Origin of the sequence: Nesterenkonia lutea (assembly GCF_014873955.1) — a bacterium.
In the GTDB taxonomy this organism is placed as follows: Bacteria; Actinomycetota; Actinomycetes; order Actinomycetales; family Micrococcaceae; genus Nesterenkonia; species Nesterenkonia lutea.
The window spans coordinates 1,258,229-1,280,861 of record NZ_JADBED010000001.1 but is presented as its reverse complement, the minus strand read 5'-3'; the positions used below and the strand labels follow the sequence as shown (position 1 = coordinate 1,280,861).

Sequence of the window (22,633 nt, the reverse complement as noted above, 5' to 3'; positions counted from 1 at the left end):
TACGCACCTGAGGCTCGGGTTCTCGGGCACTGAGCGTGTCCCTGGTGCGAGATACGATCTCAGGGCAGTGGAAATCACTGCAGGAGCTCTGCAAGGAGGTGATTCGGCGTGGCGCAGGAGCCTGCTCCCGGAGCGGAGACGAGGTCGAACCAGCCTGCCCTGCTGGATTCCCTCGCCCCAGCCCCGGCGCCCGCGCTGCCCGCCGGCGCCGCCGCTGATCTCCCCGTGGCAGAGGTTCTGCTCGAATCCGCCGTTCCGCATCTGGACCGGCCCTTTGACTATGTGGTTCCCATCGACCTGGCGGAGAAGGTCGTCCCCGGCTGCCGGGTGAAGCTGAGATTCTCCGGGCGGGAGATGACCGGCTATGTGCTGCGCCGCAAACAGGAGCCGGCCACCACCTCCCGGCTCTCCCTGATCACCAAGCTGGTCACCGCGCTGCCCGTGCTCGCCGAGGACATCCTGGAGCTGGCTCAACAGGTCGCGGAGCGCGGGGCCGGAGTCACTGCTGACGTGCTCCGCGCCGCGATTCCGCCCCGCGCGGCGCGGGTGGAGAAGGACTACGCAGGGCTGCGCGCGCCCAGCCCCGTGCTCGAGGCCGGGGACGCTCGCCCGCGCGTCGCCGCGCTGGCGCTGAAGTCCTTTGGGGAGCTGTCCTGGACCGGGCAGGTGCTGGAACGGGTCCAGGAGTGCCTGCGCGGGCAGGGTGATGCCGTCATCGTGGTGCCCGATCAGCGCGACGTGGACTCTCTCATGGAGGTGCTCACCGCGCAGCTCGGCAGCGGCGTGGCTGTCCAGCTCACTGCCGAGATGGGACCTTCCGCGCGCTACCGCGCTTTTCTCCAGCTGCGCTTCGGCCAGGCACGCGTGGCTGTGGGCACCCGTTCCGCGATCTTCGCTCCCGTGGCCAGGCTGCGCCTGCTGGTGATCTTCGAGGACTTCGAATCGACCCACGCCGAGCCGCGGGCCCCCTATCACCACGTCCGGGAGGTGGCCCTGCTGCGCACGGTGCAGACCGGGGCGGAGCTGGTCATGCTCTCCACCTCGCGCAGCCTCGAGGTGCAGCGTCTGGTCGAACGTGGATGGCTCACCGAGACAGCCCCTGCACGCGATCAGCGGCGGGCGGCAGCACCGCGGATGATCGCCACCGCGGACTCCTATCAGCAGGAGCGGGAACCGGCCTTCCGGCAGGCCCGACTGCCAGCGGCGGCTTATCAGGCCGCCCGGGACGGCCTGCAGCATGGACCGGTCCTGGTGCAGGTCGCCCGCAGCGGATTCATCCCGGCGGTGCAGTGTGAACGCTGCCGCACCCGCCAGCAGTGCCCGCAGTGCCACGGTCCGCTGAGCCTGCCTGCCCATCACGGCCAGTCGCGGACCCTGAAATGCCGCTGGTGCGGGCTGCACTACCGGAACCACCGATGCGCGGAATGCGGCTCCACCACCTTCCGGGCCGGAACTCGCGGCGCGGACCGCACCGCGCAGGAGCTCGGTCGTGCCTTCCCCAACACTCCGGTGATCTCCTCCACCTCGGACCACGCGATCGCTCAGGTGGGAGAGGACCCCGCCCTGGTGGTGTCCACTCCCGGGGTGGAGCCGGTGGCACGGACCGGCTACGCGGCTGCGCTGCTGCTGGACGGGGACACCCAGCTCAGTCGGGAGGGACTCGACGTTCCGCGTCAGGTGCTCTCCCGCTGGTTTCGAGCCGCCACCCTGGTGCGCTCGCACCGAGAGGACCAGGGCACTGTGGTGATCACCGCCGAGGCCGAGGAGCTCACCTCCGCGATGGTGCGCTGGGACCCGGTCTCCTACGCCCGACGGGAGCTATACAACCGCCTGGAGCTGGGACTTCCCCCGGCTCAACGGATGCTCAGCCTCACCGGAGACCCTGCCGAGGTCGAGGCGTTCCTCGCCCAGGTGCAGCTGCCTGAAGGCAGGAGCTGGATCGGACCCTCGGCCCTGGAGGACGGACGCCACCGCTATCTGCTGTTCTTCGGCTATGCCGAGGCCAGGGCGGTGGTCACCGAGATCCGCCGCATCCGCCGCACGCACAGCGCCGCCCCACCAGGAGCAGCGCGCGGTGGTCGGGGACTGCGGATCGCCATGGATGACGTGCTCAGCCTGCAGTTCTAGTCCAGGCTGAGGAGGAACCGACGCAGGGCGCGAGCCGCCGGGGCCGGCTTCTCGTAGTGCAGCAGGTGCCCGGTGTCACGCAGCACCTCAGCGTGACCCTGTGGCAGCAGATCTCGCAGCGCGCGCTGCCCGGCGGGAGTGCTCAGCTGGTCCTGTGCGCCGGGAACCAGCAGCACCGGCAGCTGAAGCGCCGGAGCAAACTCCGTGACGGTATGTCGACTCGAGGCCCAATAGGCCTGAAGGAGCGTCTGCGGGTCGGCGTAGCCGCTGAAATGCTGGCGGTGCTGGTCGCGGATGTAGTCGATGACCTCCGGCTCACGCGCCACGATCATGGAACGATTCGTGACCGCCTGAGCGATCGGCGCGCGCAGCACGGCCTCGGCCCAGCGTTCTGGCAGCCGGCGAGTCAGGCGATAGTAGGCGTCCACACCGGCCGCTCCGGGAAGGAGTCGACCGGTGAAGATGTCGTTGCTGATGGGAGCGAAGAGTGCCAGTCCACGCCAGCGCCGCGACGCTGTGCCTGCGCCTGTGACTGGGCCCGTGACTGGGCCCGTGACTGGGCCTGCGGCGGCGTGGGCGGCGACGATGATCGATCCGAAGGAGTGACCCACCAGCACATCGTCATCGCCGAGCCCCAGTTGCTGTGCGAGCGCCTCCACGCTGGCGGCATAGACCTGCAGGGTGTGCTCCGCCCGCCCGCCGGAGTTCCGCCGCAGCGGCGCGGTGGCACCGAACCCGGGCAGATCGGGCACGAAGATCTCATAGTCCGGCAGCGCGTCGACGATCAGCGCCATGCCATGGTGGTCGCCGCGGAAGCCATGGATGAACAGCAGCCGCGGAGACCGGCTCGGCGATCGGGCGGGATCTGCCGGAGCCGGGGTGGATTCTGGAGCGTAGTGCCAGAGCGCCACCGACGTGCTCAGCCGGGTCGCGCCGTCGTCGCCGGGGGAGACGAAGTCCAGCGGGACCTGCTGTCTGGTTCCTGTTCGAGCCGGATGCTCGGTCCACGCGCGGATCACTGCGTCAGCCTACCTGGGAACTCCATTAGACTGGCGGGGTTCAAGACTCGACCCATCGACCACGAGGTGCCCCACAGGTGAGCAACGCGAGCGAAACTGCTGCAGCCGATACCACTGCGACTCAGCCCGCCGCAGAATCCGCAGTGACCCAGGACGGGGAGAAGAAGCAGTACTCCTTCCAGGAGATGGAGGCCCGCTGGCTGCCCCTGTGGGAGGAGCAGGGCACCTTCGTGGTGGATCCGGACGATTCACGCGAGAAGAAGTACGTGCTGGACATGTTCCCCTACCCCTCCGGGGACCTGCACATGGGCCATGCGGAGGCCTTCGCCATCGGTGACATCCCCGCCCGCTATGCGAGGCTGCGCGGCTACAACGTGCTGCACCCCATCGGCTGGGACTCCTTCGGGCTGCCGGCCGAGAACGCCGCGATCAAGAACGATGCGCACCCGGCAGACTGGACCTACGCGAACATCGAGACCCAGGCCGCCTCCTTCAAGCGCTACGGGATCAGCACCGACTGGAGCCGTCGGCTGCACACCTCCGACGAGTCCTACTACCGCTGGACCCAGTGGCTGTTCCTGCAGTTCTACAGCAAGGGTCTGGCGTATAAGAAGGACTCCCCGGTCAACTGGTGCCCCAAGGACCAGACCGTGCTCGCCAATGAGCAGGTCGTCGACGGCGCCTGCGAACGCTGTGGCACCGCGGTGATCAAGAAGTCGCTGAACCAGTGGTACTTCAAGATCACCGACTACGCCGACCGGCTGCTCGAGGACATGGAGCAGCTGAAGGGCCACTGGCCGGATCGTGTGCTCTCCATGCAGCGCAACTGGATCGGGCGCTCCACCGGCGCCTCGGTGCGCTATGAGATCACGCCAGCCGAGGGCGGTGCGGACCACCCTCCGGTGGAGGTATTCACCACGCGTCCCGACACGCTCTACGGGGTCACCTTCATGGTGGTCGCCGCCGACGCCGACCTGGCGATGGAGCTGGTCACGGAGGATCGGCGTGCCGAGCTCGAGTCCTACCGGCAGGCTCTGGGCAGCGTTTCGGACATCGAGCGCCAGTCTGCGGAGCGGGAGCGCACCGGTGTGTTCCTGGGCCGCCACGCGGTGCACCCGATCACCGGTGCCGAGCTGCCGCTGTGGGCCTCGGACTATGTGCTTGCCGACTACGGCACCGGCGCCGTCATGGGCGTGCCCGCGCATGACCAGCGTGACCTGGAGTTCGCCCAGACCATGGGCCTGGAGGTGCGCGTGGTGGTGGACACCGGCGAGGAGGACCCGGTCGCGACCGGCACCGCCACGGCGGGGGAGGGAACGGCGATCAACTCCCCGGCCTGGGAAGGGCTGGGCAAGGACGCCGCGATCGCCCGCGCCATCGATGTGCTGGCCGAGCGGAGCGTCGGTGAAGCCAAGATCAACTATCGGCTGCGCGACTGGCTGCTCTCCCGTCAGCGCTTCTGGGGTGCGCCGATCCCGATCATCCACTGCGGGGTCTGCGGCGAGGTTCCGGTGCCCGAGGACCAGCTGCCGGTGAAGCTGCCCACGGGGATGCGCGGTGAACAGCTGGCTCCCAAGGGCAAGTCCCCGCTGGCCGGTGCCTCCGACTGGGTCAATGTGGACTGCCCCCGCTGCGGCGGCGCGGCCACCCGGGACACGGACACCATGGACACCTTCGTGGACTCTTCCTGGTATTACCTGCGCTATATCGACCCGAACAACGCCGAGCAGATCTTCCCCAGCGAAGAGATCAACAAGTGGCTGCCGGTCGACCAGTATGTGGGCGGCGTGGAGCACGCCATCCTGCACCTGCTCTACTCGCGGTTCTTCACCAAGGTGCTCTTCGACCTGGGACTGGTGAACTTCACCGAGCCGTTCAAGGCCCTGCTCAACCAGGGTCAGGTGCTCAATGGAGGCAAGGCCATGTCCAAGTCCCTGGGCAACGGGGTGAACCTCGGCGAGCAGCTCGACTCCTACGGGGTGGACGCCGTGCGCCTCACGATGGTCTTCGCCGGCCCTCCCGAGGACGATGTGGACTGGGCCGACGTCTCGCCGGCAGGTTCGGCCAAATTCCTGGCGCGCGCCTGGCGGCTGGCGCAGGACGTGACCTCGGCACGGGGCGCCGCCCCGGCGGCCGGGGCGACCGGACTGCGCGCGGTCACCCACCGCACCATCCAGGACGCGGCACACCTGGTGGAGGACAAGAAGTTCAACGTGGTGATCGCTCGCGTGATGGAGCTGGTCAACGTTGCGCGCAAGGAGATCGACTCCGGGGCCGGCGCCGCCGATCCAGCCGTCCGTGAGGCGGCCGAGACCACCGCGCAGATCCTCTCCCTGGTGGCCCCCTACACCGCGGAGGACATGTGGTCGATGCTCGGCCACGAGCCCTCTGTGGCGAACTCCTCCTGGCCCGCCGTGGAGGAGGCCCTGCTGGTCCAGGACACCGTCACCGCGGTGATCCAGGTCAAGGGCAAGCTGCGCGAGAAGATCGAGGTCCCGGCGGACATCACGGAGGCTGAGCTGCACACCAGGGCGCTGGCCCTGCCGAAGATCCAGAGGTACATCACCGAGGGTGGGGGAGTGCGCAAGGTCATCGTGCGCGCGCCGAAGCTGGTCAACGTCGTGACGGGCTGATGTCCTGATGGTCGATCGGCCCGGGGAACGCTGCCAGCAGAGCCTGGTCCGATGGCGCAGCGCCGTCGAGGCCGAGCTGCTGCGACGGCGTGCCGCAGTCCCCGGGCGCAAGCCCAATCTGCGCCGGAAGAAGGGGCGGATCGCGATCGTCACGGACTCCTCCTGCTCGCTGCCTGTGGACAGGCGCACGCAGGAGGTCCTGCTGGGACAGGTCGGAGCCAACATCGTCTCGATCCCGATCCCGGTGATGATCGGCGAGCAGATCTACCCGGAGACCAGCGCCGAGCTGGACCGGGACCTGCCGCTGGCGCTGGCGCAGGGCACCGCCGTGCGGACCTCGCGTCCCTCTCCGGGACGGCTGCTCGAGTCCTATCAGCAGCTCCAGGACCAGGGCTACGCGGGAGTGGTGTCGATCCATCTCTCCGCCAAGCTGTCCGGAACAGTTGAGGCTGCCCGGCTGGCGGCTGGACAGCTGGACTTCCCGGTGACCGTGGTGGACTCCGCTCAGGCCGGCCTGGCACTGGGTCACAGCGTCATCGACGCCGCGATGGCCGCCCAGCTCGGCGGGACGCTGCAGGCCGTGGCCGAGGTCGCCGCTGACACCGCTCGAGCCTCCGAATCGCTCTTCGTCCTGCCCCAGCTGGACCAGCTTCGCCGCGGCGGGCGGATCAATGCGATGGCGAGCCTGATCGGCGGTCTGCTCTGGGTCAAGCCGCTGCTTCAGCTCGTGGACGGCGAGATCCACCCGGTGGAACGCCCCCGCACCATGGCCAGAGCACTGGAACGGCTCCAGGCTCGCGTCGCGGAGCAGGCCCACGCCATGGAATCCCCCCGCCTGGCAGTGCACGGCTTCGGCAACGACCTCCAGGCGCTGGAGCTGGCCGTGGCGCTGGAGCCGCTCTCCGCCGCGCCGGTTCCCGTGGTCGACCTTCCCCCCGCCCTGGGCGCCCACCTCGGCCTCGGGGCCGTGGCTGTGTCGCTCAGCCCCGCCCGCGCGTCCTGAGCCTGTTGGTGGCGCGAACGCATGCTGCACTGAACCGCCGCCGAACCTCGGCCTCGGCGTCCGGAGAGTTTTCCCCAGCGCGCCTATGACGACGACGCCGGGCCCGGCCGCGCACAGCTCCATGCCGGCCTGCCCCGGACTGTCCTGAGTGCTCCTAGCCTGGCTGTATGGAAGCCTGGCCCGAGGAGGAGCAGACGCGGCGGGAGCGGCTTCGCGCGCAGCGAGAGGCCGCGCACAGCGCACCTGCCCGAATCCGGCTCAAGCTCGCCGGGGTCAGTGTGATCGTGGTCGCGCTCCTGGCCTGGCTCGCGGTCTCCTGGCTCAGCAGCACCGTGCCCGCCGCCGCACCGGTGCCGGACCCGCCTGAGCTGGTGAACGGGGAGCCGGACGCAGACTCCTCGGCTGACCTCCCGGCCCAGGCGCGGGGGCAGTCGGGGGACGACTCGGCAGGGGACCGGCCCGCCTCTGCCGGAGGTGAGGAGACGCCTGGGCCGGGGCGCAGAAGCACGGAGGCCGGGTCTGCCGGCCCGGGCGAGGAGGTCGCCAGCTCGGCGGTGGTCCATGTCGGCGGTGCCGTGGCGAAGCCCGGGGTGGTGGAGCTGCCTGCCGGTTCCCGCGTGCATGAAGCCATCGAGGCCGCCGGAGGCATGACCAGGGCGGCTGACCCTGCGGGGTTGAACCTGGCCGCATTGGTCCAGGACGGAACGCTGATCTGGGTGCCCACGCCGGAGGAGATCAGCGAGGGGACAGGACCGCCCGGCCAGCCGGGGGATCACCTGTCCGGAGGCGGACAGACGTCCGGCTCCGAGCATCCCGAGGATCAGGGACCAGCGGAGCTCATCAACCTCAACACCGCGGACGCGCAGACTCTGCAGCAGCTCCCGGGCATCGGCCCCGCCCTCTCCGAGCGGATCATCACCCATCGGGAGACCAGCGGCCCGTTCGGATCCCTGGAGGAGCTGGCCGCCGTCAGCGGGATCGGACCGGTCATCCTCACCGACGTGGAGGACCTGGTGACCTGGTGATGACTTCCAGACCGCTGGATCTTCGCCTGCTCCCCGCGGCGCTGGCAGCCTGGGCGTCGGCCCTGGCGGCTGTCCACCTCCCCTGGGCGCAGGCCCTTCAGCTGGGGTGGACCCTGGTCGTGGCAGGAGTTCTGCTGACGCTGACCGCTTGGCTGTTGAACAGGCTGTTCACGGACCCGACGCCGCTGCATGTGCTGCTCTGCTGTGTGGTCGCGGGCCTGGTGGCGCTCACGGTCGGAGCAGACGCGCGTGAACTCAGCGCCCGGGGCTGGCACCAGGCCGTGGAGTCAGAGGCGCCTGTGACAGTGACCCTGCGGGTCACCGGCCAGCCACAGCTCTTGTCAGAGCGGGGGTTCGGGGGAGCCGAACAGGTGCTGGGCGAGGCAGTCGTGGAACAGGCGATCTGGACTGATCGGGAGGTCCCGTCGGCGCTGGACGCATCGGTGGTCATCATCGAAGAGCTCACCGGGCCCGATCTCCCCTTCACCGCAGGACGTCGATACCAGGGGCTTGCCCAGCTCACCCCCGCCGAGAACGGTCAGCGCGCGACCGCGGTCGTCTTCCCCTACGGCGAGCAGCTGGAGGAGCTGCCCGCCGACCGCTGGACCGACGTCGCGGAGGTCTTCAACGGGCTGCGCACGGCCACTGCCGAGGCCTCGAGCCATGCCCTCGGTGACGCCCCGGGGCTGCTGCCTGGACTGATTCTCGGCGATCGTTCCCTGCAGGACGCGGAACTCAGCGAGGCGATGCGCGAGGCCGGGCTCAGCCACCTGACTGCAGTCAGCGGAGCCAACTGCGCACTGGTGATGGGGAGTCTGATGGGTCTGGTGCGGCTGCTTCGCCTGCCCCGGTGGTCGGCGGTGCCGGTGGCGCTGATCGGACTGGTGCTCTTCGTGCTGCTGGTACACCCTGAGCCGAGCGTGATCCGGGCAGGGGTGATGGGCTCCGTCGCGGCGCTCTCGCTCTTCGCCGGACGGGGCAGGTCAGCGTTCTCACTGTTGTGCCTGTGCGTGGTGGGTCTGTTGATCTTTGACCCGTACTACGCCACGGAACCGGCCTTTCAGCTTTCTGCGGCGGCCACCGCCGGGATCGTGGTGATCGGGACGCCGCTTCGTCAGCGGCTTCAACGGGTGCTGCCGGCGCTGCTCGCCGCGCCGCTGGCCCTGGCGTTCTCGGCGCAGCTGTTTGTCACGCCGGTGCTGCTGCCGCTGGCTGCGGGGGTGAACACCTACGCGGTGCCGGCCAATGTCCTGGCCGCACCATTCGTGCCCTTCGTGACCGTTCCGGGCACCTTCGCGGCGGTGATCTCCACCCTGCTGCCCTCGGCCACGACGGCCATCCTCTGGTGCTGTGGGCTCGCCGCAGCGTGTCTGGGCCTGATCGGCCGAGCCGCCTCCTCGCTTCCCCAGGCCTTGGCGCCGTGGCCAGAAGGGTGGGTCGGGGTCGCGCTCACGTTCTTCTACATCGGGGCCGCCGTTGTGCTCGTCGTCGGCCTGGTGGGCCGGCTTCGGCGCTGGCAGGCCGGGGTGCTGGCGGCGGCTGCCGGTGCGGTGCTGGCAGTGGTGCTGCCCGCCGCCGTTCTCGCCCCCACGGGGCTGCCGGCGAGCTGGCGAGTGGCGCTCTGTGATGTCGGCCAGGGTGACATGCTCGTCGTGCGCACGCAGGAGTCCGCTGGGATCGTGGTGGACGCCGGGGAGGAGCCGGATCTTGCGAGAGACTGCCTGGAGCGCCTGCAGATCAACACGGTCGAGGCGCTGCTGTTCACGCATGAACATCGCGACCACTACGGCGGCGCGGAGGGCGTGATCGCAACGGACGAGCCGGCAATGGTGCTGTATTCATCCAGCGAAGAATGGGTCCTCGACGTCGAGGTCGAAGCTGTCGCGGCTCTTCCGGAGAGCGTGACGGTGCACCGCGCCAGGCCGGGCGACACCCTGCATTTTGCGCAGCGTCTTGATATCCGACTCAGAGTCTGGTCAGCCGACACTCAGCACCCCGAGGCCAATGACAACTCCCTGGTGGCCGTCTTCGAGATCGGTGACCCCGAACTGCCTGCTGCGGCGGTGGGGTCACTCGAGGACCCGTTGACGTTGCTCACCACCGGGGATCTCGAGGAAGAGGCCGCGGCGGCGATGATGCGAAGTGAAGGTCTGCCCGAGGAGGTGCATCTGCTGAAGGTGGCCCACCACGGTGCCGCAAACGGCGGTACCGAGCTGCTCCAGGCGACTCGTCCCGGGGTGGCGCTGATCGGGGTGGGGGAGGACAACAGGTATGGCCACCCCTCCACGAGCATCCTGGACGCGTTGGCGGACCTTGGCGCCGCCGTGTACCGCACGGACGTCCACGGCACCGTGGTCATCACCGCAGACGCAGAAGGGCTGGATGCCTCGGCTGTGCCGTGACGAAGCCCGCCTCAGTCGTCGCGATGGAGTCACCTGATGCAGTCTCCGGGCCCGTGAAGGCGATGGATGTTCCACCAATCGACCCAGCCAGCGCCCGATGTCAGCATCCACCATCAGAGCCATTCTCTGGATCGTGCGTATCGGGCTGCCTCGCGGCGATTGCGGGTCTGGGTCTTGTGCATGGCATTGGAGAGGTAGTTGCGCACGGTTCCTTCGGCCAGGTAGAGGCGACCGGCGATCTCACCGACGGAGTAACCTTCCAGCGTCTCGCGCAGTACATCGAGCTCCCGGTCGGTCAGCGGGGAATCATCGACCACAGCCAGCGCGGAGATGTCCGGATCGATCCAGCGTCTGCCGGCGTGCAGGGTCTCGATCACCTCAGCGATCAGGCTCGGATGGGCGGATTTGCTGAGGAATCCGCGGACGCCGAGTTTGAGCGCGCGGCGCAGCACTCCTGGCCGGGCATGCCGGGTGAGCATGAGCACCACCTGCTCGGGCCGCCGTCGAAGGATCATCTCCACGGCCGTGAGCCCGTCAGTGCCGGGCATCTCGAGGTCGATGACCAGCACGTCGGGGTGCTGTGCCATGACGACGTCGACCGCGGACGCCCCGTCCGCGGCTTCGGCCACGACCCTGATGTCGGCCTTCAGCGGCAGAAGTGACGCCAGGGCGGAGCGCAGCAGGGCTTCGTCATCGACGAGTACGACACTGATCATGACCGGCTCGACTCTTCTGGTGCTGCCCTCACTCGCGGAAACTGGACCGCGGTACGGAATTCTCCCTGGGACCGCGCCACGGTGAGCGCCCCACCCTCGTTTGCCACCCGTGCACGCAGGGTCTCCAGACCGTTCAGGGAGGGCAGCGGACCGGGCCCCGCGCCATCGTTGATGATCTCGATCCCGGTCTCGGAGATCGTGATCGTGACATGGCTTGAGTCGGCGTGGCGCAGGATGTTCGTCGTCGTCTCGCGCAGGACCTGTCCGAGCAGCTCGTTGAGGCCGTCCGCGACCTCGCCGTGTCGGGCGATGCGCACTGCCACTCCGGCGGCCTCCAAGAGGTTCCGCGCATTCTCCAGCTCCGCGCGGAGGTTGAGCCTGCGCCGGGCGTAGGCGAGGTTCTTCGTCTCTCGGATCGTCTCCTCCACCTGGGTGTATACCTCGCGCAGTTCGGTCATGGCCCGCTCGGGGTCCCGCGTGACCAGTTCTTCCGCGAGTGCGATCTTGAGGTTGACCACGTGCAGGGTGTGCCCCTGGATGTCGTGGAGGTCGCTGGCGAAGCGCATCCGCTCGCGCATGATGCCCAGTTCGGCCTCGGCCTCCTGGGCAACCTCGAGGTCCCGCAGAATCTTCCAGTAGCTGTGCATCATCAGGATCACCGCGGCCGCGAAGACGCTGAGCCCACCTGGGATCAGCACGTATCGCACCAGGTTGGTCCAGGTCAGGGGCTCGGTCAGGAAGTACAGCCCGCCGATGAGCGCAATCACCAGACCCAGGCACATGATCCAGAGCAGAGGCCGTCGTCGCAGCTGGGGGATCAGCACTCCGCTGAGCATCGCCGCGCCGAAGAACGCCACCGGGTTCAGTGCGAGTGCGGCACAGATGATCCAGACGAGGAAGGAGAAGACCACGGCGAGCCCGGTGGACCTCGGATGCCGTGCAGGCTCAAATTCAAGCAGCACCAAGAAGGTCAGTAATATGCCCACACTGAAACCGAGGCCCTCCCGCCAGCTCTCGGAGGTCATGGCCACAATGGCCAGCGCCACCGGTGCGATGGCCACCACCGTGGTGAGCACCGTGGCCCGGTGCATGCGCCGCTGTGCCGCGATAGAGGTCGAGTTCGAGTTCAAGGTCGAGGTAGAGGTGGAGGTCGAGGACATCAGCTCTTGCCCCGCAGGACGGTCTCACGTGGTTTCATGTCCCTTCATCCTCCCGGATCCTTCAACGCCGCAGAAGTGACAAAACGTCATGCCCGCTGGTGACAATCTATGACTGCCGCGCAAGCCCGTTCAGGCGTGAAATAGAGGCATGAACTCAGACACAGTCATCAACGTCGAACGTCTCAACGTCAACTACGACGACTTCCACGCAGTCAAAGATCTCACCTTCGATGTCCAAAGAGGAGAGCTCTACGCCCTGCTCGGCACCAATGGCGCGGGAAAGACCTCCACGCTGGAGGTGATCGAGGGCCACCGCGCCTCCACCTCCGGCAAGGTGACCATCTTGGGGGAGGACCCACGCGATCGCAAGGCTGTCCGCCCGCGCATGGGCATCATGCTCCAGGACAGCGGATTCTCCGCCGACTTGAGCGCCATGGAGACCCTGACTCTCATCGGCGGTCTGACCGGAAGGAAGGATCACCCTGACCGGGTGCTCGACGTCGTCGGGCTCACCAACAAGGCCGAGACTCGAGTCTCCGCGCTCTCCGGGGGTGAGAAGCGCCGACTGGACTTCGCCACCGCCATCTATGGGTCACCGGAGCTGATCTTCCTCGACGAACCCACCACCGGACTCGACGTCGCGTCCCGCGATGACCTCTGGGACGTGGTGGACCGGCTGCGCGAGGACGGAGCGACCATCGTGCTGACCACCCACTACCTGGAGGAGGCTCAGCAGCGCGCTGACCGCATCGGTCTGATGCATGAGGGCGCCTTCAGAATGCAGGGAACCGTCACCGAGCTGACCCAGACCCTGCCCGGGCACATCAGCTTCACCCTCAACGATGACGCCCCGGCCCTGCCCCTGGAGAGCGCGCTGTCGGGCAGCGGCAGACGGCTGATCGAGACCCACGGCCTCCAGGAAGACCTCTACACGCTGCTCTCCTGGGCCGAGTCGACCAGCACCGAGCTGCACGACCTCGACGCCGGACCCACTCGACTCGATGACGTCTTTCGCTCCATCACCCGCAACTGACCCGCACACCACACCTGATCTCTTCACAGCATAAGGACCACACCATGCTCACCATTGCTCGCAGCGAGCTTCAACAGATCATTCGCAACCGGATGGTCTTCTTCAGCGCCACCATCATCCCAGTAGGCCTGAGCCTGCTGTTCATCGCCCAGCGCGAGACCTTCAGTCAACTCCCGACGGGCATGGGATTCCTCGCCGGGGTCTTCATGATGATCCTGATCAGCATGGGCCTCTACACCACGGCCGTGACCACCCTGGCTGCCCGCCGGCAGACGCTGTTCTTGAAGCGGCTGCGCTCCACAGCGGTCAGCGACACCGCCGCCCTGGCCGGGATCCTCGGGCCTCCGGCATTGATCGGGATCATCCAGGTCACCGCAGTGCTCACCGTGCTGGCAGTGCTCACCGAACTCCCCGCAGAGATCCCGCTGCTGATCGTCTCCGGGCTCTCCCTGGTGCTGATGATGCTTGGACTGGCGCTGGCCACCACCGGGATCACCACCTCACCGGAACACGCCCAAGTGACCACGCTTCCGGTCACGCTGGGCACATCAGCGGTGGCGTTCTGGATCGGGTTCACCGGCACTGAAGAGCTGGGCATGCTCAAGCGAGCACTGCCCGGCGGTGCCGCGACGGAGCTGACCATCAATGCCTGGAACGGCGGCACCGACCTGGTGGAGAACCTGTTGCTGCTGCCTCCGACCCTGGCCTGGGTGCTGATCGGAGTCCTGTTGGCCAAGCGCTTCTTCCGCTGGGAACCACGCCACTAGGACTCACTTGGGTCCACGGACGAGGACGTCACTGTGACGGCTTGATCCGCTCGAGTCAGCCCCGAGGGGGATGCATGAGGCAGGTGTCCCCGCCAGGATGGTCCGGTGGGCGAACACCAGTGCACTCCTACCTCCGTGGCTGAATTCTCTTGGACGACCAAAACTCAAGCAACGAAGGAAAACACCATGATTGAAGCTCAATCACTCTCAAAGAAGTACGGCACCAAGACGGCAGTAGATGACGTCTCGTTCACAGTTCAACCCGGCAAGGTGACAGGTTTTCTCGGCCCGAACGGTGCAGGTAAATCGACCACCATGCGCATGATGATGGGCCTGGACAGCCCAAGCGGGGGTCGCGTGTCGGTCAATGGCCGCCACTACGCGCAGCACAAAGCCCCTCTGCGTGAGGTGGGCGCACTCCTGGACGCGAAGGCAGTGCACACCAGGCGCTCTGCCTACAACCACCTCCGGGCGATGGCAGCCACCCATGGCATCCCGAACAGCCGCGTGGACGAGGTCATTGAACTGACCGGCCTCGGACCAGTGGCAAAGAAGCGCGTCGGCGGTTTCTCCCAACGCGGTCGGTTCCGACACAACCGTGATCGGTCTCGTCATCATGTCTGCGCCGGAGCGAGATCTCGCCGCAACGTGCGTGCGGAATGCCGCAGTAGAGCCCCCAGAGAGGGGTGACGGGCTAGTTTTCCACGCTGCCGACCTCAACCGCGCGAGCATCTACGAGCTCATCGAAGAGGCAGTCTTTTGACGACATACGCAACGACCGCGCAAGCGCAGCCGTACGCTGCACACCATGAGGACGACCACCCTGAAAGATGGTGACACCGTCCTCCCCAAGAACGCCCCCGGCGCTGTGGCCAGAGGGGCGATCCCCTACGAAGTTAAGATCTGCGGTAGGTCGTTGAAGACCACTAGGGTGGATTCTGGCCGGGCACGTTGAAGGAGCCGCATCATGTTCAGCAGTGAGATCGCCGCGCTCGCTGGAGTCACCGTGCGCACGGTGCGCCACTATCACCAGGTCGGAGTGCTGCCCGAGCCCCCACGCAGCAGCGCCGGCTACCGCCGCTATGACATCAGCCATCTGGTCCAGCTCCTGCGCATCAAGCGACTGACCGCCCTGGGAGTCCCGCTCTCAGATCTCCCCACCATCCTGGACACCACCTCCGCCACAGAGGACCTGCTCCAGGAGCTTGACCTGCAGGCCACCGCCGAGATCGACCGGCTCAACGCCCGCCGGGCCCGCATCGCCGAACTGCGATCCAGCGGCTCCCCACTGGATCTCGCACCCGAGCTCGCGGCCTGGCGCTCGGCTCCCGAGGCGCTTGGCTCCGACGAGATGTCGCGATACGAACACGAACAGCTCATCCTGCTGGGACACCTCCTGGGCGATGGAGACCACGAGGTGTTCACCGTGGGGTTCGCGGCGCTGAACATTCCAATGATCGCACCGCTGACGGCGCGCTTCGCCGCACTCGGCGCACAAACCGCCGATGCCGAGGTCGACTCTCTGATCACCGAGATGGTCACCGTTCTACGCCCTGTGCAGGAGAGTCTCGCCGGCCTTCCCCCACTCGATGACCAGGTCACGGCGCTGATGGATGAGTTGAACGAACAAAGACTCCACCCCGTTCAGCGTCGCGTCCTGCGCGAGGTTCAGGAGCAGATGGAACCGCTCGAGGAGAGCTGAGGCAGGGCTGAGACAGGGACCGGGGCAGGGCTGCAGCAGAGGCATTTGACCCTGACCCTGACGCGACGTCATAGCCTTCACTGTGGGCATGAAAAGAACCTCCTTCTTCTATTTCACGTCCTTCGTCACCTCCCTTCTGAGCAACTCCGTCACGCCCCTGATGCGAGCCGCCGGCTACGGTCGCATAGTCAATGTGTCATCGGTGTCAGGGCCCGTCGTCGCCTACGGCGGGGACGTCGCCTACCACGCAGCGAAAGCTGGCATGGTCGGACTAACGCGAGCGACGGCCATCGATACAGCAGATGCCGGCATCTCGGTGAACGCTGTCGCTCCGGGTTGGATTGACACGGCCTCTGCGTCTGCTCACGAACGCCGGATGGGAGCCGCCACACCCGTCGGCCGTTCCGGCAACGCGGATGAGGTGGCCTACGTGATTGGCTTCCTCGCCGGGGAAGGTGCGTCCCATATCACCGGTCAGCTCATCACCATCGACGGAGCGAACTCCATCAGCGAAGAGCGCGGTCAATGAAACCCCAGACGAAACCACGTCCCTGCACGCTGTCGGATGTTCTGCGCCCCTGATGGGCCTGGTGCGGCTGCTTCGCCTGTCTCGGCGGTCGGCGGTGCCGGTGGCGCTGATCGGACTGGTGCTCTTCGTGCTGCTGGTGCACCCTGAGCCGAGCGTGATCCGGGCAGGGGTGATGGGCTCCGTCGAGGCGCGGGCTGGCCCGACGTTGAGGTCCTGTGCCGTTGGTCAGCAGCCTGGCCTTGGCTCGCCATACGTCCACAAGACGCCTCAGGGGGCGTCAGCATCCGCTGACGCCCCCTGAGGGCTCGTGCTATGTGAAGCTGGTGCTGGATCAGCCGGCCACGGGCAGCTTGAGCTGGTCGCCGACGAAGATCAGGTTGGGATCTTCGACCAGATCAGCGTTGGCGCTCCACAGCTCGTTCCAGTCAACGCCCACTGCGGCGGCGATGCTGGTGAGGGAGTCGCCGGACTGGACGGTGTAGGTCTCGCCCGAGACCTGCACGTCAGTGCTGGGCTGCTCGGCGTTCTGCGGGGCCGACTGGACCTGAGTCTGCGGGGCCTGCTCGGCGGGGGCCGGTGCCGGAGCTGGCTCAGGTGCCGGTGCTGGCTCAGGGGCCTGCTGCTGGGGCGCTTCCTGGACCGGAGCGGGCTCCGGCTGCGGCTCGGGCTCAGGAGCGGGGGATCCGCCGCCGCCCGGGTTGCCCGAGAGGCCGAGCTGTGAGGAGCAGGAGGGCCATGCGCCCCAGCCCTGCATCTCCCAGAGCTGGTGAGCGCGGCTGATCTGCTCAGACTTGCTGGCATCGCTGGGGAGACCGGAGCCGCCCACTGCCTGCCAGGACTGCTGGGAGAACTGCAGGCCGCCGTAGTAGCCGTTGCCGGTGTTGATCGACCAGTTGCCGCCGGACTCGCACTGCGCGAGCTGGTCCCACTGGCCGGAGGCGCTGGCTGCAGGAGCCTGAGCGACGACGGCTGCGCCTGCCAGAGTGGCCACCGCGAGTCCGCCGCCGAGAGTCTTCTTGAAAGTCTGCTTGGTCTGCATGAGGTTCAATCCCGAAGTCCCTGCACTCGTGACCCTCCCGGGCCGTCCTCGTGTCACCGTCCGCCTTCATCACGTGTGGCGGTCAAGTTTCACCCGAGTCGGCATGGACGGTGGTGGGACGCCGACTCCGGTGCTCCCGCTGCGCCGCGTGTGGGGTCTGGGAACGGAGACCCAGTCATCACGGCGGCATCACGGAAGATGTCCATGTACCAGTAAAAGGTCTCGATTTGATTGCGTCAACCAGGGGTGCAGGACGCTGTAGGGACCATAAACCCCGTCAACACAGGGAAGGGAGGCCGTTATCTAGCCGTTATCAATGTTCCTGTGAAAAACATGTGAGTGCTGAATCATGCACCCGGCGGCAGATCCTCGTGTCCGTTCGGGACTTCCACGATGTGGGAAGTTTGGGGCAGAGAGCCCCGATGATCCTGTTCTGGTGCAAGAATCACTGTATGGACAGGGTGGATCGGGCAATCATTGCCGCGCTGCGGGGAGACGGAAGAATCTCCAACTCGGCGCTGGCGCAGAAGGTGGGACTCACCGCTGGCCCCTGCCTGCGCCGGGTTCAGCGACTCGAGGCTGACGGGATCATCCTCGGATACACCGCAGACATCAATCCCGAGGCGCTGGGTCAGTCCTTTGAAGTCGGCCTGGACATCGAGCTCAAATGGGGAGACCGGGAGACCGTCGAGCAGTTCGAAGACACGATGGCCGGCTACGGGGAGGTTCTCGAGCTGCTGCGCCTCTTCGGGTCCCCGGATTACTTCGCGCGGGTGGCCGTGGCCGATCTGCATGCCTATGAGCGCTTCCTGACCAAGAAGGTGCTGACGATCCCAGGAGTGCAGGGCACCGACTCGGCCTTCCCGATGAAGATCATCAAGAGTCAGCGCCCGCATCTGAACACCGGCAAGTCCTTCGACGAGTGAGTCGGGCATGAGCAGCGCCCCGCAGCGATCCGCGGGAGGTCAGTCTCAGCTGCTGCTGCTGGTCACGGTGCTCATCGTGGCGGCGAACCTCCGGCCTGCCATCACCGCGGTGGGGCCGCTGATCGAGCGCATCGGGGAGGACACCGGGATCGGCCCTGCGGCTCTGGGCCTGCTGGGGGCGATCCCGGCCCTGGGCTTCGGTGGCGTCGCCCTGTTCGTCGCGGCCGCCGGCCGACGCTGGGGACTCGAGCGGACCATCTTCGTCTCCCTTCTGCTGCTGACCCTGGGGACCGTTCTGCGGTCTCTGCCGCTTGGCGCGTTCTCCCTCTTCGCCGGGACTGTCATCCTCAGCGCGGCGGTCGGCGTGGGCAACGTGCTGGTCCCGGCTGTGGTGAAGCGAGATTTCCCCGGCCGGGTGCCGGCGATGACCGGGCTCTACACCGCAGTGCTGGTCGGCTGCGCGGCCGTCGCCTCGGGCACCGCTGTTCCGATGGCCGAAGCCCTCGGATGGGAGCTGACCCTCGCCGCTTCGGCTCTGCTCGCCCTGGTCTCCGCCGGGGTCTGGAGCACCAGGTTGAATCGCCCCCGGGGGGTCACCTCCGCTGGAGACCCGGTGCTCGCGGCTCCCGAGCCTCCCGGAGGGTCCATGTGGCGCTCCGCGGTGGCATGGCAGGTCACGGCGTACTTCGCGCTGCAATCGGGCGTCTTCTACCTGATGCTGACGTGGTTCCCGGCCATCCAGACCTGGCACGGGGTCTCTGAGGCGAGCGCGGGCTTCTGGCTGGGCGCCTACCAGGCCATCGGGATCCTCGCGAGCCTGGTCGTCGGCGGTGTCATGCAGCGCGCGGGAGACCAGAGGCTCCCGCTGCTGGCGCTGGCGGCGATCATGCTCTGCGGCGTGCTCGGCATCATCGCGCTCCCCGCCGCGATGCCCGCCTGGGCGCTGATCGTCGGCTTCGCCTCTGGCGGCAACCTGCTGGTCGGACTCACGCTGATCAGCATGCGCGCCCGCACTGCGGGGGATGCCAGTCGGCTCTCCGGCATGGCACAGGGGGTGGGATACCTTCTTGCCGCGATCGGGCCGCTGCTGGCCGGAAGCCTCTTCGAGCTGACCGGAACCTGGTCACCGGTGCTCTGGATCGTCGTCGGCGCTGTGCTTGTGATGGCGGTGGTGGGCGTCTTCGCGGGCAGGAACGTCCACGTGCCCTGACTGGGCCGAGATGCAGGATCAGCGGTGAACTTTCAGTGGCGAGGGCAGAGCATCAGTCGTAGGCTCGAACACGTTCCAGCAGAAGGTCCATATCGAGCCCAGACCCTGTGTCAGGCGGCTGCCGCGCGGCGCAGGAACGGGAGGAGACGCAGATGACTGAGCAGCAGCCCAATGGTGCCGATTTCATAGTGTCCCGTCTGCTCCGATGGGGGGTCGACCGCGTCTATGGCTACCCGGGCGACGGCAACAACGCGCTGGTCGGGGCCATGAGACGCTCCCAGCAGGGGAAGGACCGAGTCGACTTCACGCAGGCTCGGCATGAGGAGGCGGCCGCGTTCATGGCCGTCGGGCACGCGAAGTACTCAGGACAGGTCGGTGTCGTGACGGCGACCCAGGGCCCGGGCGCAATCCACCTGCTCAACGGCCTCTATGACGCGAAGCTTGACAGTGTCCCGGTGGTGGCGCTCATCGGTCAGCAGCCGACGACGACGCTCGGTTCAGGGGATCAGCAGGAGGCCGACCTGCATACCCTCTTCCAGGATGTGGCGAGCTTCACTCTGCAGGTCTCCTCCGCAGAACAGCTCCCCCTGGCACTCGACAAGGCATTTCGTCGGGCCTTGAGTTCCTCAGGTCCGTCGGTGGTGATCGTTCCTCAGGACGTCCAGTCCTCCGCCGCTCCTGAGATTCCGCATGAACATGGATATGTCCAGACCACGCCCGTGTGGCGTTCGCCGACGGTGATGCCTGCCGAGTCAGACCTGAAGGACGCGGCAGAGATCCTCGGCGCCGGGGAGAAGGTCGCCTTTCTCGTGGGGCAGGGGGCGCGTGGCTGCGGCCCGCAGGTTCTCGAGTTTGCGGAGAAGCTTGGCGCGGGGGTGACCACGAGCCTGTTGGGCAAGCCCCACGTCGAAGAGGATCACCCTCTGGTGGCCGGAACCATGGGTCACCTGGGCACCACGGCCAGCGCACAGGTCCTGCTCAGCTGCGACACGCTGGTCATCATCGGCTCCAACGACCCCTGGACGGAGTACTACCCCGTCCCGGGGTCATGCAGGACGGTCCAGATCGACAACGACCCGGCGAAGCTGGGCAATCACTACCCGATCGATGTCGGCATAGTCGGTGACGCCGCGGCCACGGTGGGCAGGCTCAGCGCCCTGGTGGAACCGCGGTCAGGGTCGGACTGGTCCAGCCTCGTGCGTCGGCTCGTCACCGAGGAGGCTGAGATCGCCGCACGCCGTTCCGAGGTGCCCATGTCAGGTGTCAATCCGGAGTCAGCGGCTCGCCAGCTGAGTCAGCATCTGCCGGATGATGCCCTGCTGGCGATTGACGTGGGCAGCAGCGTCTACTGGTACGTCCGGCAGATGCAGGTCCCTCCGAACGGCACGGCCCACCTCTCCAGCACCCTGGCGAGCATGGGGTGCTCCATTCCCTACGGCATCGCTGCAAAGAACACCGCCTCGAACCAGCCGGTGGTGGTGCTCAGCGGTGACGGAGCCATGCAGATGCTCGGCGTCAATGAGCTGATCAGCGTGGCACGCATCTGGCGACAGTGGGAGGACCCCCGCTTCGTGGTGGTCGTCCTGAACAACGGAGACCTCGGCGAGGTCAGCTGGGAACAGCGGGAGAAGGAGAGCGAACCGCGGTTTCCTGCCAGTCAGGCTCTGCCGGAGTTCGACTACGCGCAGTACGCAGAGCTCAACGGCCTCCGCGGCATCACGGTGAACTCCCCGGAACAGCTGGCCCAGGCGTACCGGGAGGCCTTCACGGCGGATCGCCCCGTGGTGATCGATGTCCACACGGATGCCGATGCGCCGGTGCTGCCTCCGGTGCCGTATTCGCTGCCCAAGACGTCAGGGATGAAGGAGGCCATGGCCGCCGAGTCTGATGGGGGCGAGCGCCCTGCCGCCCTGATGCAGCGCTATCTGGAGCTCGAGCAGGACCGACACCTGCCCACTGAACTCTCCGGGGGCGCCGGCGACTGACGATGCCAAGGTGGCATCACCATCTGTTGTGCCGGCGAACCATGACAGAATCACCGGGTGAGTCGCCATACACCCCCACCCGGCCCCGAGGGCGCCGGGGAGGGCGAAGACGGCTCGTCGAACCTCTTCAGCCGCAGCTTTCTGCTGGCCATCGGGATCAACCTGTGCTTCGGGATGGTCTTCTTCATGCTGGTCACCGGCATGGCCGTCTATGCCGCCGCGGAGTTCTCCATCGGCCAGACCGCCGCCGGGTTCGCGGCCTCCGCCTTCGTGGTCGGTGCGCTGCTTGCCCGCATCTTTGCCGGGAAGTATGTGGACTTCCTCGGCCGGCGTCGCACGGTGCTGGTCACCCTGGTGGTCTATGTGCTGGCCTCCGTGGCATATCTCGTGGTGGACAGCTACGAGGTGTTGATCCTCGTTCGGATGCTGCAGGGAGCCGCCTTCGGCTTCGGCCAGACCGCACTCAATGCAGGGGTCTTCTCGCTGATCCCGCCTGCACGACGCGGCGAGGGTGCCGGGTACTACCTGGTGGCGAATTCTCTGCCCCAGGCCCTGGGCCCGCTGGTGGGAATCCAGATCAGTCAGACCTTCGGGTTCGGGGCGCTGTTCGTCTCCGCCTCGATCCTCGCCGTGCTGGCCCTGCTGCTCGCCCTGGGGATCCGGCTTCCCGAAGCGCGGCCCCCGGCGCAGAGTCTGCGGCAGCGGCTGATGCTCCGACCGAGGGACGTCATCGAGCGTCGAGCGATCCCTGTGGCGCTGGTCGGGATGATGCTCTCCGTGGGCTTCGCCTCTGTGATCACATTCCTGGACAGCTTCACGCGCGGTGAGCAGATGACCAACGTGGGCAGCCTCTATTTCGTGATCTTCGCGACCGTCGTGCTGATCACCCGCCTCTTCGTGGGAAGGCTCCACGATCGATACGGCGACAACGCGGTGATCTATCCGACGGTGGTGATGTTCTTCGGTGCGATGGTGCTGCTGTCCTGGTCCCCCAATGAGGCAGTCGTGCTCGGCTCGGCGGTGCTGGCAGGATTCGGGCACGGATCCCTGATGCCGGTGCTCCAGGCCACCATCGCCTCGGCGGTGCCGGCGCACCGGGTCAGCATCGGACTGTCCACGTTCTTCATCTTCATGGACAGCGGCGTCGGACTGTCACCGTTGCTGCTGGGCCCGCTGGCAGAGGCGGGGGGCTATCGCTTCATGTACGGAGCCTGCGCCGGACTCATTCTCGCCGCCATGGTCGTCTACTGGCTGCTCCACGGTCGGTTCGACATCCGGCAGGGAACCCCGCGTCGACCGAGGCCTTAGCACGTGTTTTGACGCTGTTCATGTCTTTACCCCGACGGCAGCGGCGGGT

The 22,633-nt window shown here is 67.1% G+C and carries 17 protein-coding genes and 1 pseudogene; 14 read left to right on the top strand and 4 right to left on the bottom strand.

Annotated features, from left to right (window positions below; all coding sequences use genetic code 11):
- The first annotated feature begins 108 nt into the window (after positions 1-108).
- A complete protein-coding gene (locus H4W27_RS05845) occupies positions 109-2,127 on the top strand; it encodes a primosomal protein N' family DNA-binding protein (protein ID WP_192595096.1) in 2,019 nt (672 codons plus the stop codon).
- Here H4W27_RS05845 and H4W27_RS05840 read toward each other — a convergent pair.
- Positions 2,124-3,146 (bottom strand): alpha/beta fold hydrolase, encoded by a 1,023-nt coding sequence (locus H4W27_RS05840; RefSeq protein ID WP_192595095.1) that lies wholly within the window; start codon positions 3,144-3,146, stop codon positions 2,124-2,126. The genes H4W27_RS05845 and H4W27_RS05840 overlap by 4 nt on opposite strands.
- Before the next feature lie 77 nt (positions 3,147-3,223).
- Between H4W27_RS05840 and leuS the strand changes: the two genes are divergently transcribed.
- The 4 genes from leuS (at position 3,224) to H4W27_RS05820 (ending at position 10,209) form a co-directional block, all read left to right on the top strand.
- Positions 3,224-5,779, top strand: a complete 2,556-nt coding sequence (gene leuS / locus H4W27_RS05835) for a leucine--tRNA ligase (RefSeq protein WP_318782189.1) — start codon at positions 3,224-3,226, stop codon at positions 5,777-5,779.
- Positions 5,780-5,786: 7 nt separating this feature from the next.
- Positions 5,787-6,782: a DegV family protein gene (locus H4W27_RS05830; protein WP_192595094.1), complete on the top strand. Its 996-nt coding sequence runs from the start codon at positions 5,787-5,789 to the stop codon at positions 6,780-6,782.
- Positions 6,783-6,949: 167 nt separating this feature from the next.
- Complete coding sequence (locus H4W27_RS05825; RefSeq protein ID WP_192595093.1) at positions 6,950-7,807, top strand: helix-hairpin-helix domain-containing protein; 858 nt, start codon at positions 6,950-6,952, stop codon at positions 7,805-7,807.
- Complete coding sequence (locus tag H4W27_RS05820) at positions 7,807-10,209, top strand: DNA internalization-related competence protein ComEC/Rec2 (protein WP_192595092.1); 2,403 nt, start codon at positions 7,807-7,809, stop codon at positions 10,207-10,209. Before H4W27_RS05825 ends, H4W27_RS05820 begins: the two co-directional genes overlap by 1 nt.
- A 113-nt stretch (positions 10,210-10,322) precedes the next feature.
- Here the strand turns inward: H4W27_RS05820 and H4W27_RS05815 are convergent, their stop codons facing one another.
- Entirely contained in the window at positions 10,323-10,925 is a 603-nt protein-coding gene (locus H4W27_RS05815) for a response regulator (RefSeq protein WP_192595091.1), read from the bottom strand.
- Positions 10,922-12,085 carry a sensor histidine kinase gene (locus H4W27_RS05810; protein ID WP_192595090.1) on the bottom strand — a complete coding sequence of 388 codons (1,164 nt, stop codon included), beginning with the start codon at positions 12,083-12,085 and terminating at the stop codon, positions 10,922-10,924. The genes H4W27_RS05815 and H4W27_RS05810 overlap by 4 nt, the downstream gene beginning before the upstream one ends.
- A 148-nt stretch (positions 12,086-12,233) precedes the next feature.
- On the opposite strand from H4W27_RS05810, the gene H4W27_RS05805 reads away from it, so the two are divergent.
- The 5 genes and pseudogenes from H4W27_RS05805 to H4W27_RS05785 all read left to right on the top strand — a co-directional run bounded on the left by H4W27_RS05805 (position 12,234) and on the right by H4W27_RS05785 (position 16,116).
- Positions 12,234-13,118 carry an ABC transporter ATP-binding protein gene (locus H4W27_RS05805; protein WP_192595089.1) on the top strand — a complete coding sequence of 295 codons (885 nt, stop codon included), beginning with the start codon at positions 12,234-12,236 and terminating at the stop codon, positions 13,116-13,118.
- Between the two features lie 44 nt (positions 13,119-13,162).
- Positions 13,163-13,885 carry an ABC transporter permease gene (locus H4W27_RS05800; protein ID WP_192595088.1) on the top strand — a complete coding sequence of 241 codons (723 nt, stop codon included), beginning with the start codon at positions 13,163-13,165 and terminating at the stop codon, positions 13,883-13,885.
- A 186-nt stretch (positions 13,886-14,071) separates the two neighbouring features.
- Positions 14,072-14,458, top strand: a pseudogene (locus tag H4W27_RS05795) (ATP-binding cassette domain-containing protein); the annotation flags it as partial.
- A gap of 394 nt (positions 14,459-14,852) precedes the next feature.
- Positions 14,853-15,587: a MerR family transcriptional regulator gene (locus tag H4W27_RS05790; protein WP_192595087.1), complete on the top strand. Its 735-nt coding sequence runs from the start codon at positions 14,853-14,855 to the stop codon at positions 15,585-15,587.
- 88 nt (positions 15,588-15,675) lie between these two features.
- On the top strand, positions 15,676-16,116 hold the full coding sequence (locus H4W27_RS05785) for an SDR family oxidoreductase (RefSeq protein ID WP_225939018.1): 441 nt from the start codon (positions 15,676-15,678) through the stop codon (positions 16,114-16,116).
- 331 nt (positions 16,117-16,447) lie between these two features.
- Here H4W27_RS05785 and H4W27_RS05780 read toward each other — a convergent pair whose 3' ends face one another.
- Positions 16,448-17,155, bottom strand: coding sequence for a LysM peptidoglycan-binding domain-containing protein (locus tag H4W27_RS05780; protein WP_192595086.1), 708 nt, complete (start codon positions 17,153-17,155; stop codon positions 16,448-16,450).
- A 452-nt stretch (positions 17,156-17,607) separates the two neighbouring features.
- On the opposite strand from H4W27_RS05780, the gene H4W27_RS05775 reads away from it, so the two are divergent.
- From H4W27_RS05775 to H4W27_RS05760, 4 genes are all read left to right on the top strand, one after another.
- A complete protein-coding gene (locus H4W27_RS05775) occupies positions 17,608-18,081 on the top strand; it encodes an Lrp/AsnC family transcriptional regulator (protein WP_192595085.1) in 474 nt (157 codons plus the stop codon).
- Positions 18,082-18,088: 7 nt separating this feature from the next.
- Positions 18,089-19,291 carry an MFS transporter gene (locus tag H4W27_RS05770; protein WP_192595084.1) on the top strand — a complete coding sequence of 401 codons (1,203 nt, stop codon included), beginning with the start codon at positions 18,089-18,091 and terminating at the stop codon, positions 19,289-19,291.
- A 152-nt stretch (positions 19,292-19,443) separates the two neighbouring features.
- Positions 19,444-21,276: a thiamine pyrophosphate-requiring protein gene (locus tag H4W27_RS05765; RefSeq protein WP_192595083.1), complete on the top strand. Its 1,833-nt coding sequence runs from the start codon at positions 19,444-19,446 to the stop codon at positions 21,274-21,276.
- A 57-nt stretch (positions 21,277-21,333) separates the two neighbouring features.
- Positions 21,334-22,584: an MFS transporter gene (locus tag H4W27_RS05760; protein WP_192595082.1), complete on the top strand. Its 1,251-nt coding sequence runs from the start codon at positions 21,334-21,336 to the stop codon at positions 22,582-22,584.
- The last annotated feature ends 49 nt before the right edge of the window (positions 22,585-22,633 follow it).